We start from the raw sequence: 15,941 nt of genomic DNA, 5'->3' as shown, positions 1-15,941 counted from the left end.
AAAAGCCGGCCCGCCATATGCTTGTGCGAAGGAAGGCTGATCTTTGCCCTTGAGTTTCCGCTGAAATTCTTGAAGCTCTTTCAAGTTGGGTGCTGCTTTCGCACGAGAGCCGGCCGCGCATACGATGCTTGCGGGAACACAGAACATGTCCGGTAATCCGGATGGGAGGCACTGTGAGTGCAAATCATGATGGGGCGAACCTGCTCGAGGTTCGTGGCCTGACCAAGATATTCGGCACGCTGACAGCGTGCGATCATATCGATCTCAACATCGCCAAAGGTGAAATCCACGCTTTGCTCGGCGAGAACGGCGCCGGCAAATCGACGCTGGTCAAGATGCTGTTCGGCTCGCTGGAACCCAATTCCGGCGAGATTTTCTGGAACGGCCAGGCAGTGCGGATCACCAGCCCAGGCGTTGCCAAAAAGCTCGGCATCGGCATGGTTTTCCAGCATTTTTCCCTGTTCGAAGCCCTGACGGCCGCCGAGAACATCGCGCTGTCGCTGGATGACGGCTCGCCGATCGGCAGCATCGCGGCCAAGGCGAGGGCGCTTTCCTACAGCTACGGCCTGCCGCTCGATCCGGAATCGCTGGTCGGCGATCTGTCCGTCGGCGAGCGCCAGCGCATCGAGATCATCCGCTGCCTGCTGCAGACGCCGCAGCTCATCATCCTGGACGAGCCGACATCGGTGCTGACGCCGCAGGAGGCGGACAAGCTGTTCGAGACGCTGGAGCGCTTGCGCGCGGAAGGCAAATCGATCCTCTACATTTCGCACCGGCTTGAAGAGGTCAAACGCATCTGCGACCGCGCCACGGTGTTGCGGCACGGCAAGGTGGTCGGTCACTGCAACCCGCGCGAGGAGACAGCCTCATCGCTCGCCCGCATGATGGTCGGCAACGAAGTGCAGGCCGTGGTGCGCGCGCCGGTCGAGGGGATCGAAACCGCGCAGCCGCTGCTCGAAATCCTCAACCTCAACCGCAAGCCGGCAACGCCGTTTTCCATTCCGCTCAAGAACATCAGCCTCAATGTCCGCGCTGGCGAGGTGATCGGCATTGCCGGTGTCGCCGGCAACGGCCAGGGCGAGTTCTTCGAATCCGTCTCCGGCGAGGTTTTGCAGCAGGATGCCGCTTCGGTGCGCATCCGCGGCAAGAACGCCGGCAGCCTCACCATTACCGGGCGGCGCCTGTTGGGGGCCGCGTTCGTGCCGGAGGAGCGTCTCGGCCATGGCGCCGCGCCGCGCATGAAGCTCTCGGAAAACCTCCTGCTGTCGCGCCATGCCACGGATGGCAAGGCTTTTGTCGGCACCGGCGGCATGGTCAAGAGCGGCGCCGTCTATGCCGCATCGCAACGCATCATCGAGGCGATGGATGTGCGCAAGAGCGCGCCGGATCCTGAAGCGGCAGCACTTTCGGGCGGCAATCTGCAGAAATTCATCGTCGGCCGCGAACTCGACCGCCGGCCAAGCGTGATGGTGGTGAACCAGCCGACATGGGGTGTCGACGCAGGAGCCGCAGCGCACATCCGTCAGGCCTTGATCGAGCTCTCTCGCAGCGGATCGGCGGTGCTGGTGATCAGCCAGGATCTCGACGAGCTGTTCGAAATATCGGACGCGATCGCCGTCATGCACAATGGAGAATTGTCCAGGCCGATGCCGATCGCCGAAGCGACTTTCGAGAAGGTCGGCTTGCTGATGGGTGGCGCCGAGCCCGGCCACGCCGAACATACGCTGGAGACGGCATGATGCGCCTCGAACTTGTCAAACGCCCGCAGCGCTCGGCGCTGTTTTCGATGCTGTCGCCGTTCATCGCCTTCGCGCTGACCATCATTGCCGGCGCGGTTCTGTTCGCGCTGCTCGGCGTCAACCCGCTGAATGCCTTCCATATCTATTTCATCGAGCCGATCAGCCAGGTCTGGCAGTTGCATGAGCTGGCGATCAAGGCAGCGCCGCTGATCCTGATCGCTGTCGGCCTGTCGGTCTGCTACAAGGCCAACATCTGGAACATCGGCGCCGAAGGCCAGTTCATCTTCGGGGCAATCTTCGGCTCGATCATTCCCGTGCTGTTCCCGCAATTCGATGGCCCGCTGGTGCTGCCGCTGATGCTTCTGCTCGGCATGGTCGGCGGTGCGGCCTACGCGGCGATCCCGGCCTTGCTGAAGACCCGGTTCAATACCAACGAGATCCTGACCAGCCTCATGCTGGTCTATGTCGCGCAGCTCTTCCTCGACTGGCTGGTGCGGGGTCCCTGGCGCGATCCGCAGGGCCACGGCTTTCCGCAGACGATCCAGTTCGGCGACGCGGCCGTGCTGCCGGAACTGATGCCCGATGCCGGGCGCGCCAATTGGGGGTTTGTGTTCGCCCTGGTGGCCGCGGTGCTGATCTGGATCCTGATGGGCCGCATGCTCAAGGGCTTCGAGGTCCGCGTGCTGGGCTCCAGCCCAAGGGCAGGGCGCTTCGCCGGCTTCGGCCTCAACCGGATGGTGTTCTTTGCCTTCCTGCTATCGGGAGCGCTGGCCGGCCTTGCCGGCATCTCCGAGGTTTCCGGCGCCATCGGGCAACTTCAGCCCGTGATTTCGCCCGGGTATGGCTTCACGGCCATCATCGTGGCGTTCCTCGGCCGCCTCAACCCGCTCGGCATCGTCGCCGCGGGCCTGGTGCTGGCCCTGACCTATCTCGGCGGCGAGGCCGTGCAAAGCGCACTCGGCATTTCCGACAAGGTGGCGAGGGTGTTCCAGGGCATGCTGCTGTTCTTCGTGCTCGGCTGCGACACGCTCATTCATTACCGCATCCGCTTGATCGGTCTGGCGCTGACGAAACAGGAAACGCCCGCGAAGCTCGAGGCCGCACCAAAGTTGAAGGAAGCCCGCTGATGGACATCACCGTCAACATCCTCCTGACCATCGCCACGGCGGCGACGCCGCTTTTGATCGCGGCGATAGGCGAACTGGTGGTCGAACGTTCCGGCGTGCTCAACCTCGGTGTCGAAGGCATGATGGTCATGGGCGCCGTCGGCGGCTTCGGGGCCGGCTATCTGACGGGATCGCCCTGGATCGGCCTGCTGGCGGCGATCGTCGTGGGCGCGCTGTTCTCCTTGCTTTTTGCCGTGATGACGCTGTCGCTGGCCACCAACCAGGTGGCAACAGGCCTGTCACTGACGCTGCTTGGTCTCGGCCTTTCCGGCATGATGGGAACAAGCTTCGTCGGCCAGCCCGGCGTCAGGCTGCCCAATCTCGATATTCCCGGCCTCAGTTCCATACCGGTCGTGGGCAGGCTTCTTTTTGGCCAGGATCCGATCTTCTACATTTCGATCGCGCTGACGGCCGCGGTGATGTGGTTCCTGTTCAAGACGCGTACCGGCCTCACGCTGCGCTCGATCGGCGACAGCCACACGTCGGCGCATGCGCTCGGCATCAAGGTCATCCGTTACCGCTATCTCTCGGTCATCTTCGGGGGTGCCTGCGCCGGTCTTGCCGGTGGGCATCTGTCGCTCGTCTATACGCCACAGTGGGTCGAGAACATGTCCGCAGGCCGAGGCTGGATCGCGCTCGCACTGGTGGTGTTCGCGTCCTGGCGGCCATGGCGGGTACTGGCCGGCGCCTACATCTTCGGCGCGGTGTGGATCGGCCAGCTTCATGCACAGGCTTTTGGCATTCCAGTGCCCTCGCAGATGCTTTCTTCTCTGCCCTATCTGGCAACCGTCGTGGTTCTCGTTCTAATCTCGCGCAACAAGCGTCTGACGATGATGAACACGCCGGCATCCCTGGGGCAGCCATTCGTTCCGGATCGTTGACAACAAGAACAAGACGGGAAGCTCCAAGGCTTAACTCAGAGAGGTAACACAATGAAAAAACTGCTTATTGCCCTGATGACGACGACAGCGGCTTTGTCGCTGGCCGTGTCTGCGGAGGCCGCCGACAAGTTGAAGGCCTGCTGGGTCTACACCGGCCCGATCGGCGATTTCGGCTATTCCTACCAGCACGACCAGGGCCGCCTCGAGGTCGAGAAGGCGCTCGGCGACAAGGTCGAGACTGCTTACCTGGAAAACGTCTCCGAAGGCCCCGATGCTGACCGTGCTTTCGAGCGCCTGGCGCGCGAAGGCTGCAAGATCATCTTCGGTACCTCGTTCGGCTTCATGGACGCCGAAGTGAAGGTGGCCAAGAAGTTTCCCAAAGTGATGTTCGAGCACGCCACCGGCTACAAGACCGGGGACAATCTCGGCATCTACAATGCCCGCTTCTATGAAGGCCGCTATGTGCTCGGCCAGATCGCCGCCAAGGAATCGAAGTCCGGCGTCGCCGGCTACATCGTCTCCTTCCCGATCCCGGAAGTGGTGATGGGGATCAACTCCTTCATGCTCGGCGCGCAGTCGATCAATCCGAACTTCAAGGCCAAGATCGTCTGGGTCAATTCGTGGTTCGATCCGGGCAAGGAAGCCGACGCCGCCAAGGCGCTGTTCGACCAGGGCGCCGACATCATCGTCCAGCACACCGACTCGACCGCGGCCCTGCAGGTGGCCGAGGAGCGCAAGCTGCACGGCTTCGGCCAGTCGTCCGACATGATCAAGTTCGCGCCCAACGCGCAGCTGACCTCGCTGACGGACGAATGGGGTCCGTATTATATCAGCCGCGTGCAGGCGGCCATCGACGGCACCTGGAAGCCGGACAATGTCTGGCTCGGCATCAAGGACGGCGCGGTCAAGCTCGCGCCCTACACCAACATGCCCGACGACGTGAAGGCGATGGCCGAAGCGACCGAAAAGAAGATCGCCGGAGGCTGGAACCCCTTCACCGGGCCGATCGCCAAGCAGGACGGCTCGGCATGGCTGAAGGACGGCGAGGTCGCCGACGACGGCACGCTGCTCGGCATGAATTTCTACGTCAAGGGCGTCGACGACAAGTTGCCGCAATAGGCAGCACGCCACGTCTCTATGGGAAGGGCGCCGCGAGGCGCCCTTTTTCATTTGGATGGTGAACTTGACGGAAGGCTCAGACAGCCGAGCCGTAGAGATCGTAAGCGTCCGCGCGCTCGATTTTGACGGTGACGATGTCGCCGGCGCGCATCGGGCGGCGCGACTGGATGTGGACCGAACCATCGATCTCGGGCGCATCATATTTGGTGCGACCCTTTGCCGAAGTGCCGTGCGCCTCGTCGATCAGCACCGGCAGACGCTTGCCGACCTTCCTGGCCAGCTGCGCTGCCGAGATCTTCTGCTGGCGCTGCATGAAACGATGCCAGCGCGCTTCCTTGATCTCCTGCGGCACTTGCTCAAGCCCGAGCTCGTTGGAGCGGGCGCCTCTGACCGGCTCGTATTTGAAGCAGCCGGCGCGATCGATTTTCGCTTCATCCAGCCAATCGAGCAGCATCTCGAAGTCGTCATCCGTTTCGCCGGGGAAGCCGACGATGAAGGTCGAGCGGATGGCGAGATCCGGGCACACGTCGCGCCAGCCGCGAATGCGCTCCAGCGTCTTTTCGCCATGGGCGGGCCGGCGCATGTTCTTCAGCACCTGTGGCGAGGCATGCTGGAAGGGGATGTCCAGGTAGGGAAGGATTTTTCCTTCGGCCATCAGCGGGATGACGTCGGCGACGTGCGGATAGGGGTAGACATAATGCATGCGCACCCAGATGCCGAGCTTGCCCAATTCCTCCGAGAGATCGAGGAATTTCGCCCGCACTTCGCGGTCGCCGAACATGGACGTCTGGTACTTGATGTCGATGCCGTAGGCGCTGGTATCCTGCGAGATGACGAGCAGTTCCTTGACGCCGGCCTTGGCCAGTTTCTCGGCTTCGCGCAGCACATCGGCGGCCGGCCGCGAGACGAGATCGCCGCGCAGTGCCGGAATGATGCAGAAGGTGCAACGGTTGTTGCAGCCTTCCGAAATCTTCAAATAGGCATAATGGCGCGGCGTCAGCTTGACGCCTTGCGGCGGCAGCAGGTCGATGTAGGGATCGTGTGCGGGAGGGGCGGCCTCATGGACCGCGGCCATCACGCTCTCATAGGCCTGCGGGCCGGTGATCGCCAGCACGTTGGGGTGCTTCTCGCGGATCACGTCCGGCTCGGCGCCCAGACAGCCGGTGACGATGACCCTGCCGTTTTCCGACAGTGCCGAGCCGATGGCGTTGAGCGACTCGTCGCGGGCGGAGTCGAGAAAGCCACAGGTGTTGACGACAACGAGATCGGCGCCGTCATGCTTGCGGGCGATCTCGTAGCCCTCGGCCCGCAGACGCGTGATGATGCGCTCGGAATCGACAAGGGCTTTGGGACATCCGAGACTGACGAAGCTGACGCGTGGGGCGGACATGGGCAATTTTCCAATGGACGCGAACCGGAAACACCGATCCGGCCCGCAGTCTCAACATATGATGGCTTGCATGGCTCCTGGCAGGAGCTCAATTTGGGCGGCGCAATAGCACGGCTTGCTCAATCAGGCAAACGGAGCCCTGCGGCCCGACATTTGCGTCAGTGCCCGCTTGACCCGAACCAGGGTGACAGGAAGGCGAAATGATCGGGGAATTGCTGCACGGCTCCGTCCAGCAGCATCTTGACCGCGACATAGAGGATGATGACCAGGCCGATATAGGCAATCCAGCGGTATTTGTGCAGCAAGCGCGCGACGAACGACGCCGCAAAGCCCATCAACGCGATCGACAGCGCCAGTCCGACAATCAGCACCGTCGGATGGTTCATAGCCGCTCCCGCGACGGCCAGAACATTGTCGAGCGACATCGAGACGTCGGCAATGACGATCTGCCAAGCGGCCTGCGAGAAGGTTTTGCTCGGCCCCTTGCCGCCAATGACGCCGTCCTTGTCGAAGTCGCCGTTCGACAGCGCTTCGGTGGCGTCGCGCTCGTCGTCGTGGCTGACACGCAATTCGCGCCACATCTTCCAGCAAACCCACAGCAAAAGCAGGCCGCCGCCGATAAGCAGCATGGGACCAATGGTCAGCAGCCATTGCGTGATCAGGGCGAAGAAAATGCGAAGAACGGTGGCCGCCGCGATGCCGACAAGAATGGCTCGCTGGCGCTGGCTGGCCGGCAGGCCGGCAGCGGCAAGGCCGATAACGATGGCATTGTCGCCCGCGAGCGCAAGGTCGATGGCGATGACCTGAAGGAGAGCCGAAAAGCCCGCGGCGGTAAATATTTCCATCGACCTGGAAGCCCTTCGTCGAGTGTTCGTCGTCGATCGTCCGAACGGGCCTAAAGGCATGGTCCGCTGGCGTCAAGTGCGGCAACGGGCAACGCTGGAAAACCATTTTCGTGGCGGTGGAATTGCGGGAGGTTCTCGACAGCCGCCGGCACCAGCCGGAGGCGGGCGCAAGCCCGCGAGAACCTAATCGTAGAGATTGTATTTCGCCCAGTCGGCTTCCGGAATCTCGTCCCCGATCCGATAGCGGAGCTGGAGAACTTCCATATGGTCCGGTCCCGTCTGGCATTTGAATTTCAGCCGGTACCATTGCCCCTTGCTGCGGAACGCCGCACCGGGACTCCGGATTGCGTCGGCGCTCATCTCCGGCGTCGCGAAGGCGTAAGCGACGACGCGGTCGGCCTTGAACTTGCGATCATCGTGGGTGATCCGGTCCAGGATTTCGGCATCGCAACGCTGTTCGAGGCGGGTTTGCGGATCAAGTTTCATCAGCCCGGCGCGCAAAGCGTTGTCCATCGCACTGGCCGGAAAGGCCAGCGTCAGGGACGCAATGGCCATCATGCAGAGTGTCTTCATGGGCGGGACAAGCAACATGTTTTGTCTGAAAAATCAACCAATAGCGGCGGTTCATGCTCGGCAAACCCCGGCATTCAGAGGTCCGGCGCAATCAAAATCTCGTGTCGGGCTTCATCGTGCGCGACCTGCGGCCAACGAACCAGCGAAGCTCGGCCGGCATCCGTGAGATCATAGAGACCACGCTCGACCCTTGCGAACCAGCCATAGACATTGTGCTGAAGAATCTTCGGCGCGATCGACGTCAAGGCTTTCAGATCGCGCGGCCGTTTGGGGCCGTCCGCAAGCGCGGCGGCGCAGGCGAGGGCGCTCTGCCGGTAGGCGGTCATGATCGGAGTGCGCGATCCGCCGCCAGCGACAGGATCGCCGCGGCGGCGCTGATGCTCATCGACAAGGCGAGAACGCCGTCGCGCATTTTTGCGCGGTGCCTGGGCGACCGGACTGAGAAGCACTTCGACCCTGTCATTGGCGGTCACCGCGAGCAGGCCGAAGCCAAGCCGACGGCAGAGATTGCGGAACCTGGCATCGCTTTCGCGCCCCTTGCCCCGCGCCGACATGCGCGCTGCCAGCCAAACTTCATCGCAAGCAGCCGCACGGTCGACGCCCTGCAGAACCAGTTCGAGATTGAACTGCAGCTTCAGCTCGCAGATGACGACGATCGGCGGCTCTCCCTCGCGCAGCGCGACGATGTCGCAACCGCCGATTTCCCCTTTCACGACGAAGTCGAGGTTTTCGAGGAAGCGCTTCACCGGCGCGTAGAGTGAGGTCTCGTTCATGCCTCGAGGCTTAGCCGATTCGCCATGAAAGGCCTCGGCACCGTGGCCCCGAACTCATCTGTCGACATGCTCGATGCCCGGCGTGTCCGGCAACCAGCCTGCTTCGACGCTCGGCGCTGCCCGTTTCGACGGCTTCCTGTGAGGCAAGAACGGATAGCCGAGCTGGCCGAAATAGCTGGAGGGGATGGGATCATCGACGCCGTATTTCTCGGGCAGCTTGTTGCCGGTGGCATTGTAGGTGCCGAATATCACGTCGAGGAACGGCAATTGGCCGGCGAAGTTCTTGTCGTAGGCTGTGCGCTGGTTGGCATGGTGCCAGCGATGGAACTGCGGGCTGGCAATCAACCACTTGAAGGGGCCGAACGCAATCCGCAGGTTTGAATGAACAAGCATCGTGTGGCCGAAGTAGATAAGCGAAAAGACGGCGAGTGAGGCGTCGGAGAAGCCAAGGAGGTAGATCGGCGTCAACGATATTGCCTTTGTGACGATCGCGTCGACCGGGTGGGAATGGAAAGCGCCGAGCCAGTCCAGCTCCTCAATGCCATGGTGTATCGCATGGAATTTCCAGAGAGCGGGGATTTTATGGAAGGCCCGATGCGCCCAATAGACGCCGATATCGGTGATCAGGATCATTTCCGCAACCTGCAGCCAGATGGGCTGGCCGCTGACGGCCCGCGTTACCGATTGCGGGACAAGGATCGCGGCGGCTTCGAGGGTGCCGAGCGCCATCATGGCCATGGCTGCCTTTATGACGAAGGTGTTGAACAGCACATAAATCAGATCGACATCCAAGCCTTTGCGGAGGACCTTCTGCGGCTGCTCGGCAAACAGATGTTCGAACGGAATGAAGATCAGCGCACAGATCAAAAGCGCCTTGATGCCAAAGATGTCCATCTATCGCCCAGCCTGTCGCCGGCACGCCGCCAGCGCTTCAACTCCTCAGCAGAACCACATCTCCCTTTCCAAAGGCTGAAGGGATCTCCGATAATGCTTATGGCCGGCATGTGATCGCCACCGATGTCGCAAGACCGCGAGACGCGTACCGATCGTCCTTGCGAAGGGCGTACGCAGCCATCTGTCCTTGTGTCACATCGGTGTCGCAACCGCGCGATATCTGGACAATGCGCGCTTGTCGAACGCAGCGCAACGCGCGTCCTTCCAGGACTAACCCCTCCGGTCCCTGCCGGCGGGGTTTCTCATTTTCAGAACCATATTGTCGGTCGCGAGTTGTCCTTGCTATTGTGGCATTGCGGTCAGCAGGGACGCCCATCATGGATGCAAGCGAAATGAGTGCGATCGGCGATACCCTCATGAGGATCGTCACGCCCGACATGTCTCCCAAGCAGCTCGTCAAGGCTGCCCGGAAAGCGCACCCCAAGGCCTCCAAGAAGGATATCGCCAGAGCAGCCTTCTTTTCGATCATCGCGAACGCCGACCGGGACATCGGCAAGGCCAGGAACCTGCAGGCGTTTGCCATCGCGGAGCGCACACAGCAGTCCGACTGAGCAAGGTGGCGACCTTCGCCTTTGTGCAACATGCGGGCGGCCCGGCGAGGAGGGGTGGGACGCCGCCGGGCCTGACCAGCGGTGTTGGGTTGGGATGATTACCCGCCAGCTTGACCGTTAATACGCCAGCTTCCAGAAACGGCATCATTCAAACGGCGGGAGACGGTCGGGTTGCACCAAGCGTCGGGGCCACCAGACGAACGCGCAGCGAAAAGCGACCGAGCCAAGAAATCTGGCTGACATGTCTCCGGCTAAAAGCCAAATAGCAAACGCCCATCGTTTGCCGGGGCGGAGCGGTTGGGGCGGCTGTTGGGCTAACACGCTATCTCACGGTCCCGTCATCAGGGAACCAATCCGCTGCCGATCTGTTGTTTTGGCAGCGTGGAGATGTCCCCCTCAACTCCTAGCCGAATGGCCCGCTGCGCTCCTCCCGGAGGCGGCGGGCTTTGCTTTGTTGGAACCCGAGCCCCCCGATTTTGTTTTGGTAGAGAACAGGAGGCGCATGTGGAGCCGAAGTCATCACGCGAACTGCCAGGTCCAGAACCCCGCAAGGACCGAGGAAGGGACACCCGAAAAGCGGTTGCCAAAACACCTGACAAGACCAATGACTGGGACCGTGATGCCGTGCATGGAGATGGCGACACGATCGACATTCAGCCTGAGCCGGGCGTGGAGTCGAAATAGCCGTCTACGGTTGGGTCGCCCCCGCAACCAACTTCGCGGCCCATCGTTGACCTATGCTGGTTGATCCCAGCACTCCAGAACTTGCCCGCCGGTTCCCAGCTGGCGGGCCTTTTGCTGGGTGGGTTGAAAGATATTTGCCGGTCATGAAGGTTCGGAACTGGTCCGCTTCCCTGTTATCGGTTCGCCCCTTTGAACTGCCTCCTGCCCCGGCCGAAGGCTTTTTTGCACCCGCGCAGCTGGGAGGTGCCGCCATTGGAACCAGCCGGGAAACAACGCGGTCGGCACGGCGATAGTCCAGAGGGAACAAGCGATTGCTAACGCATAGCAGTTGGCCGTGACATCATCACAATGACGGACGACTTACCCCGCCACATGTGAAAGCTTCACAGGGCGTATGAGGGGAATGGCCGGTGAAGGATCAAATTGTCGGATCACTTCGGTACCATCCGAAGCCTAAATGCATCGCGTGGCTCCCAGCGTCAGCAACGCTGGAAACCGAGCGAACCGAGCGAGACGCCAAGACCGCTGGCCTCAGGCGACTGAGGGCTTACTCGGAATGGCTCGTTCGCGACGATCTAGCCTCGATGCGCGATCAGGTAGACTGCTCGGCTCTTCTGTAGAGTGTCAGCCGGCTGTGGCACGGCCCACGCCTTGCGAGAGGGAGCTAGAGCGGGACTCGCTGCTATAGCGCTACCCATTGCCGTTTGCGGGCTGTCTGGGCGCTGGCGATGTCATCGAAGGCGCATTCCATGCTCAGAGCATAAATCGAAACGGATTCGCTATCAGTCTCCTGTTAGTCACGCTGAGCGGACTGGCTCCGCCCGGCGGGCTTTTTTGGCTCCTATGACGTCCTGCGGTTTTTTGAACCGGGCGCGCTAGGTGGAATGATGCGGAACAGTGGAATCGTTCGTTCTAGTTGCAACAACTGCAGTAACGGTTGATTCAACCATTGCTGGTATTCTATTTATGGTGGCGGCTCCGACAGTGCGGCGGGGGCTGGGTTGCCGGAGCCGCCTGCGCAGTCCGGTTGGGATTTGACCGCGCTGTCTCAGAATAGGACAGCGCGGTCAATGATTCGTTAATCGTGACAGTTTCGCCGGTCGGGCGTCAGCAGTAATCTGTAGCTTTCGACGATGGCAATGATCGCCTTGGACGCAATGGAACAATTCCGTGTCGGAGGCGGCCCGCCGGCTTGCGTTTCTCCAGTTTTATTGCGCTCTCGCCTCAACCCTCTCAAGGCACTGAATGGGAATATTAGGCCATGTCGCCTTGGCGCATTCCGATGCCGTAACGGCCACCACGGGCTCGCCTTGCACACTGGCCGCTTGGGTAGGCGTGGATGCAAGGAAGAATGTTTGCGTCAGGAGGGCTGACAACGCTGCAACTTGAACAAGCACGGCGGCAAAGGCGATTTTCTTGAGCATGCCGAGAGAACGCGGTGGATAGCTACCGGTTCCCTGTGCCCACCATGCCCAAAATCATCGTGAATGGTAACTACGAGACGCTTTACGGCCCCTGCAGTCACCCCTTATCGGCTCTCAAATCGGCGACCCCAGATGCCCGTGTCGAACTCGACCATGGCACCCGCGGATGATTGGCGAAGATGTTGCGGCACCACCGCAGCCAAGCGGGCAGCGGATAGCGGTGAGGTCCCTATCTGATTCATAGACGTTATGGCGGAGGGAGTGCCCGCCTCTCCGCCGTTTCTGTTGATTTTACTGGTCATAACCCATTGTAAAAGCCGATAAAATCAATAATGTCACGTATGCGGTTATGGCAACGGGACAAGAAAATGGCGCGTCATAAGCTCACCGACACCAGTTTGAAGAGGCTAGTTGACCCTGGCATCTACAGCGACGGCGACGGTCTTTTCCTGCGCGTTCGCAAGGGCGGCAGCCGTCAATGGTTCTTTATCTACAAGCGCGGCGGCAAGCGGGCAGAGCTTGGCCTTGGAGGCTACGGGCAAGGCACGGCGCCTGTATCGCTCGCTCTGGCTCGGGAGAAGGCGGAGGCATTCCGCAACAAGCTGGCTCGCGGCGAAGATCTTCGACCCGACACCAAGCCGCCGCGCGTCATCACGTTCGAGCACTGCATGGACGAGCTGTTGAAAACCAAGGCCAACGACTGGAAAAACTCGAAACACAAGGCGCAGTGGGAAATGACCTTGCGCGAATATGCCAAGCCGCTGCACGGCCTGCCGGTTGCCGATATCGTCATTGGCGACGTGAAAGAGTGTCTTTTGGTGCACTGGCAGAAACGGCCAGAGACGGCCGACAGGCTTCGTTCCCGAATTCAGGCTGTCATCGACTATAGCATAGCGCACGGCTGGCGTACGGCCGGCAACCCGGCTCGCTGGCGCGGTCTTTTGGACAAGGTGATGCCTAAGAGGCAAAACCTTTCGCGCGGCCATCACGCGGCGCTGGCCTATGCCGACACTCCCAAGATGATCGCAAAGCTGCGCCAATCAACCGGCACCGCCGCGCGGGCGGTAGAGTTCCTAACTCTGACTGCGGCGCGATCCGGCGAGGTGAGGGGTGCATTGTTCCCTGAAATCGATGTGAAGGCGAAGACGTGGACCGTTCCGGCGGACCGCATGAAGGCTGGGAAAGAGCATGTCGTGCCGCTTGGCGATCGTGCATTGGCCCTTGTCGAAATCATGCGCCAACGCTCTACGTCGTCGCTGATCTTCGGTGGGGAGGTTGAGGATCGCCCGATTTCCGACACGGCCATGACGAAGGCGCTGAGGCTTGCGTCTCCAGACAAGGACGTGACCCTGCACGGCTTACGGAGTTCCTTCCGTGATTGGTGCGGTGACTGCACCGAGTTCGAGCGCGACGTTGCCGAGGCGGCACTGGCGCATACCATCCGCGACAAGACGGAAGCCGCTTACAGGCGCGCGACGGCGCTGGAAAAGCGTCGAGAGCTAATGACAGCGTGGGAGGCGTTCCTGTCATGACGATCGATAGCGATCCTCTTTTCGACCGTCTGACAATGATGGTGGAGAAAACCAAAAGCGCTGAAAACCTCTTCCATGGTGCATGGTGGGAGGGGGATGTTGCCGGCAAGCGGCGCGCTCTGGATGACATGGCCGCCGGCCGATTGCAGTGGATTTCGGCGCGTGACTTCGCGCTTCAAGGACTCGAAGCCCTTGAGAACGGCGACAGGGAGGGGGCTTTGACTTGTGCCTGGGCGTGCACCGACCTCTACATCGCCGCAATAGAAATTCGCATTAGGCCCGAAGACAGACGGGCTCTGGGGGAACCATCCAAAAAACGTGGTCGTCCGCGTAAGAATTAAATCCAGGCGAGATTTTTCGCCCTCAAATGGGTGCTTATTAAGGGAGCCGTTCAACCGGAGCGGCAATTTCAACAATGCCGTTCCAAGCACAAAGGAACGGCAATGGAAGACCATCCTCTTATTAGCATTAAGCAGGCTTCCGCACTGACTTCGCTGTCTCGCGGGGCAATCAATATCTTGCGTCGGCAAGGCGACTTCCCGGCAGCGGTGCAGCTTGGCGAGAAACGAATCGCCTTCGTCAGGGCTGAAGTAGACTTCTGGATTCGCCAGCGCATCGCGGCCCGCACGCAGGTGGCGGCATGATGGAACAGATCGACCTCGATCCCGATCTCGTGGTGCTGGAAGCCGCCCGTTTCATCATCGAGACACCCAAATCGCAAAGGCCTCGCTCGGCCGTAGCCGAGATCCGCAGCCGCTATCCGCTCGACGGCCAAGGTGCTTGCGCGGCGCTTCGATTGGCTAACGCCATCAGGGCTGGAGGTGTCTCCAATGACAACCAGCGTGCCTCCTAATGCAGGGAAGCCGGCGCCGTTCTTGCAAACGACCACCGGCTTCGAAACGTCACGCTTGGCAGCAGATGACTGTTTCAACAATAGCAAAGTCCAGAGCAGCACACAACGGGAGCTTGATCCTCGCTGGCGTTCTCAACGCGCCTGGAATGCTGCCAATCGCCACGCTCGCCGCGCCCACAACGCTGTTGCTGCCGCGATCAAGAAAGGCGAGCTGATCAGAGAGCCTTGCGCCGAATGTGGCGCAGAGCCGACCGACTTCCATCACGATCCCGATCGATATGAGGACGTGTTGAGCGGCGAATTTCTCTGTCGCCTGCATCATCGCCGCCGGCATGCATGTCTGCGGAAGGCAGGTGGCCATGGCTAAGGGCGGCCCGGTTTTCTCTCCTGATCCGGCGCGCGCCATGGCGGATCAGCATCTCACCGCGCAAGACATTCGCGTGTTGATGGCGATCGCGGCGCATGACCGCTTCAGCAAGAACGGTATCGGCTGCACAGCCAGTCATACCCGACTGGCCAACCTGGTCGGCTGCCATCTCAAAAGCCTGTCGCGTTCGATCAGGACACTGGCCGAGCGCGGTTATATCGGTGGCCGCGCCAACCCTCTCAACCCGCAGGCGAGATGCTATTTCGTCATCTACAACGAGTGGGACGAGGCCATCCTGAAGGCAGTCAAGGGTAACCAAGTTGTTACCCCCACAGGTAACGAGGCTGTTACCTCAGATGATCCGACGGGTAACAAACTGGCCACCCCATGGGTAACAAACTCGTTCCGCATGGGTAACCGAGTTGAAAAAAGCGCTCAATCAAATCAAGAGGATGCTTCGTATAATATATTAAGCGAAGCTTTAAGAGATCCTGTTGAAACAGTGGAAATATATCCCGTTGAAACGGCGTCATCGACGCAAGCCCCTCCGAAAAGAAGGGGCAATGAGCGGGCGAACTCGGCAAGCGTCGGCGCGATCCTGGCCATGTTGGAGCGCTCGATGAAGGCTGGCTTCGACAGGCCAACGGCACAGCGTTGGTTTGATTACCTCGATGCCATCGTCGTCGTCCAAGACGATCGGGACGATCCAAACTTTGGCCGGGCTCAACGGCTGTACGAGGAACTAGGCGCCCAGCTCGAAGCTCCTGTGACGGGGTCTGCGGCATGAGCAACACCGCGCGCAAACTCGCTGCCATCCGCTCCAGGCTGGCGGAAGTCATGCAATTGATAGCTGCAATCGAGGCCGAGGTAGAAGAGCCAGTCAGCCCGAGTGTCTGGGTGGAAACTGTAGTGGCGGCCGAGCGCTTCAGCATTCCGGTCGATAGCGTCAGGAAGCTCTGCCGTAACGGCTTCGGCCGGAAGGTCGGGGGCCGGTGGCAGGCCAATCTGACATTGCTGCGCGGATATTTCGCCGAACGCGACAATCGCGACGCGCCCAGTCGCGTTTCGGGTGCGATTCTAAGGTCATGAA

At 60.9% G+C, this 15,941-nt stretch carries 17 protein-coding genes; 11 read left to right on the top strand and 6 right to left on the bottom strand.

The window, feature by feature from the left end; translation table 11 throughout:
* Nucleotides 1-161: 161 nt before the first annotated feature.
* From FJ527_RS26570 to FJ527_RS26555, 4 genes are read left to right on the top strand one after another with little or no spacing between them, the layout of a single operon-like run.
* Nucleotides 162-1,739, top strand: coding sequence for an ABC transporter ATP-binding protein (locus tag FJ527_RS26570; protein WP_181166499.1), 1,578 nt, complete (start codon nt 162-164; stop codon nt 1,737-1,739).
* Nucleotides 1,736-2,866 (top strand): ABC transporter permease, encoded by a 1,131-nt coding sequence (locus tag FJ527_RS26565; protein ID WP_140824441.1) that lies wholly within the window; start codon nt 1,736-1,738, stop codon nt 2,864-2,866. The genes FJ527_RS26570 and FJ527_RS26565 overlap by 4 nt, the downstream gene beginning before the upstream one ends.
* Nucleotides 2,866-3,786 (top strand): ABC transporter permease, encoded by a 921-nt coding sequence (locus tag FJ527_RS26560; protein WP_140824440.1) that lies wholly within the window; start codon nt 2,866-2,868, stop codon nt 3,784-3,786. The genes FJ527_RS26565 and FJ527_RS26560 overlap by 1 nt, the downstream gene beginning before the upstream one ends.
* 51 nt (nt 3,787-3,837) lie before the next feature.
* The gene (locus tag FJ527_RS26555; protein ID WP_015317891.1) at nt 3,838-4,905 is read left to right on the top strand and encodes a BMP family ABC transporter substrate-binding protein; all 1,068 of its coding nucleotides are present in this window, start codon (nt 3,838-3,840) and stop codon (nt 4,903-4,905) included.
* 76 nt (nt 4,906-4,981) lie between these two features.
* Here the strand turns inward: FJ527_RS26555 and rimO are convergent, their stop codons facing one another.
* The 5 genes from rimO to FJ527_RS26530 all read right to left on the bottom strand — a co-directional run bounded on the left by rimO (nt 4,982) and on the right by FJ527_RS26530 (nt 9,380).
* Nucleotides 4,982-6,295: a 30S ribosomal protein S12 methylthiotransferase RimO gene (rimO, locus tag FJ527_RS26550; RefSeq protein ID WP_015317892.1), complete on the bottom strand. Its 1,314-nt coding sequence runs from the start codon at nt 6,293-6,295 to the stop codon at nt 4,982-4,984.
* 158 nt (nt 6,296-6,453) lie between these two features.
* Nucleotides 6,454-7,140, bottom strand: coding sequence for a TerC family protein (locus tag FJ527_RS26545; protein ID WP_023773709.1), 687 nt, complete (start codon nt 7,138-7,140; stop codon nt 6,454-6,456).
* Between the two features lie 183 nt (nt 7,141-7,323).
* Entirely contained in the window at nt 7,324-7,731 is a 408-nt protein-coding gene (locus FJ527_RS26540; RefSeq protein WP_041163455.1) for a DUF930 domain-containing protein, read from the bottom strand.
* 56 nt (nt 7,732-7,787) lie between these two features.
* A complete protein-coding gene (locus tag FJ527_RS26535) occupies nt 7,788-8,486 on the bottom strand; it encodes a DUF2161 family putative PD-(D/E)XK-type phosphodiesterase (protein WP_015317895.1) in 699 nt (232 codons plus the stop codon).
* A gap of 54 nt (nt 8,487-8,540) precedes the next feature.
* Nucleotides 8,541-9,380, bottom strand: coding sequence for a sterol desaturase family protein (locus tag FJ527_RS26530; protein ID WP_015317896.1), 840 nt, complete (start codon nt 9,378-9,380; stop codon nt 8,541-8,543).
* Between the two features lie 377 nt (nt 9,381-9,757).
* On the opposite strand from FJ527_RS26530, the gene FJ527_RS26525 reads away from it, so the two are divergent.
* From FJ527_RS26525 to FJ527_RS26500, 5 genes are all read left to right on the top strand, one after another.
* Nucleotides 9,758-9,991, top strand: coding sequence for a hypothetical protein (locus tag FJ527_RS26525; protein WP_023784107.1), 234 nt, complete (start codon nt 9,758-9,760; stop codon nt 9,989-9,991).
* A gap of 2,476 nt (nt 9,992-12,467) precedes the next feature.
* On the top strand, nt 12,468-13,631 hold the full coding sequence (locus tag FJ527_RS26515; RefSeq protein WP_140824438.1) for a site-specific integrase: 1,164 nt from the start codon (nt 12,468-12,470) through the stop codon (nt 13,629-13,631).
* Nucleotides 13,628-13,972 carry a hypothetical protein gene (locus tag FJ527_RS26510; protein WP_140824437.1) on the top strand — a complete coding sequence of 115 codons (345 nt, stop codon included), beginning with the start codon at nt 13,628-13,630 and terminating at the stop codon, nt 13,970-13,972. Before FJ527_RS26515 ends, FJ527_RS26510 begins: the two co-directional genes overlap by 4 nt.
* Nucleotides 13,973-14,074: 102 nt before the next feature.
* Entirely contained in the window at nt 14,075-14,275 is a 201-nt protein-coding gene (locus FJ527_RS26505; RefSeq protein ID WP_140717167.1) for an AlpA family phage regulatory protein, read from the top strand.
* Nucleotides 14,272-14,484, top strand: a complete 213-nt coding sequence (locus tag FJ527_RS26500) for a hypothetical protein (protein ID WP_140717169.1) — start codon at nt 14,272-14,274, stop codon at nt 14,482-14,484. The genes FJ527_RS26505 and FJ527_RS26500 overlap by 4 nt, the downstream gene beginning before the upstream one ends.
* Before the next feature lie 49 nt (nt 14,485-14,533).
* Here FJ527_RS26500 and FJ527_RS29450 read toward each other — a convergent pair whose 3' ends face one another.
* Nucleotides 14,534-14,818 carry a hypothetical protein gene (locus FJ527_RS29450; protein WP_181166498.1) on the bottom strand — a complete coding sequence of 95 codons (285 nt, stop codon included), beginning with the start codon at nt 14,816-14,818 and terminating at the stop codon, nt 14,534-14,536.
* A gap of 25 nt (nt 14,819-14,843) precedes the next feature.
* On the opposite strand from FJ527_RS29450, the gene FJ527_RS26490 reads away from it, so the two are divergent.
* Both FJ527_RS26490 and FJ527_RS26485 read left to right on the top strand, forming a co-directional pair.
* Nucleotides 14,844-15,638 carry a helix-turn-helix domain-containing protein gene (locus FJ527_RS26490; protein ID WP_181166497.1) on the top strand — a complete coding sequence of 265 codons (795 nt, stop codon included), beginning with the start codon at nt 14,844-14,846 and terminating at the stop codon, nt 15,636-15,638.
* Nucleotides 15,635-15,940 carry a hypothetical protein gene (locus FJ527_RS26485; protein ID WP_140824435.1) on the top strand — a complete coding sequence of 102 codons (306 nt, stop codon included), beginning with the start codon at nt 15,635-15,637 and terminating at the stop codon, nt 15,938-15,940. The genes FJ527_RS26490 and FJ527_RS26485 overlap by 4 nt, the downstream gene beginning before the upstream one ends.
* The last annotated feature ends 1 nt before the right edge of the window (nt 15,941 follow it).

It is taken from the genome of Mesorhizobium sp. B2-4-18, assembly GCF_006441385.1.
GTDB lineage: Bacteria > Pseudomonadota > Alphaproteobacteria > Rhizobiales > Rhizobiaceae > Mesorhizobium > Mesorhizobium australicum.
The sequence above is the reverse complement of the archived record's forward strand: the minus strand, read 5'-3'. Positions and strand labels throughout refer to the sequence as shown.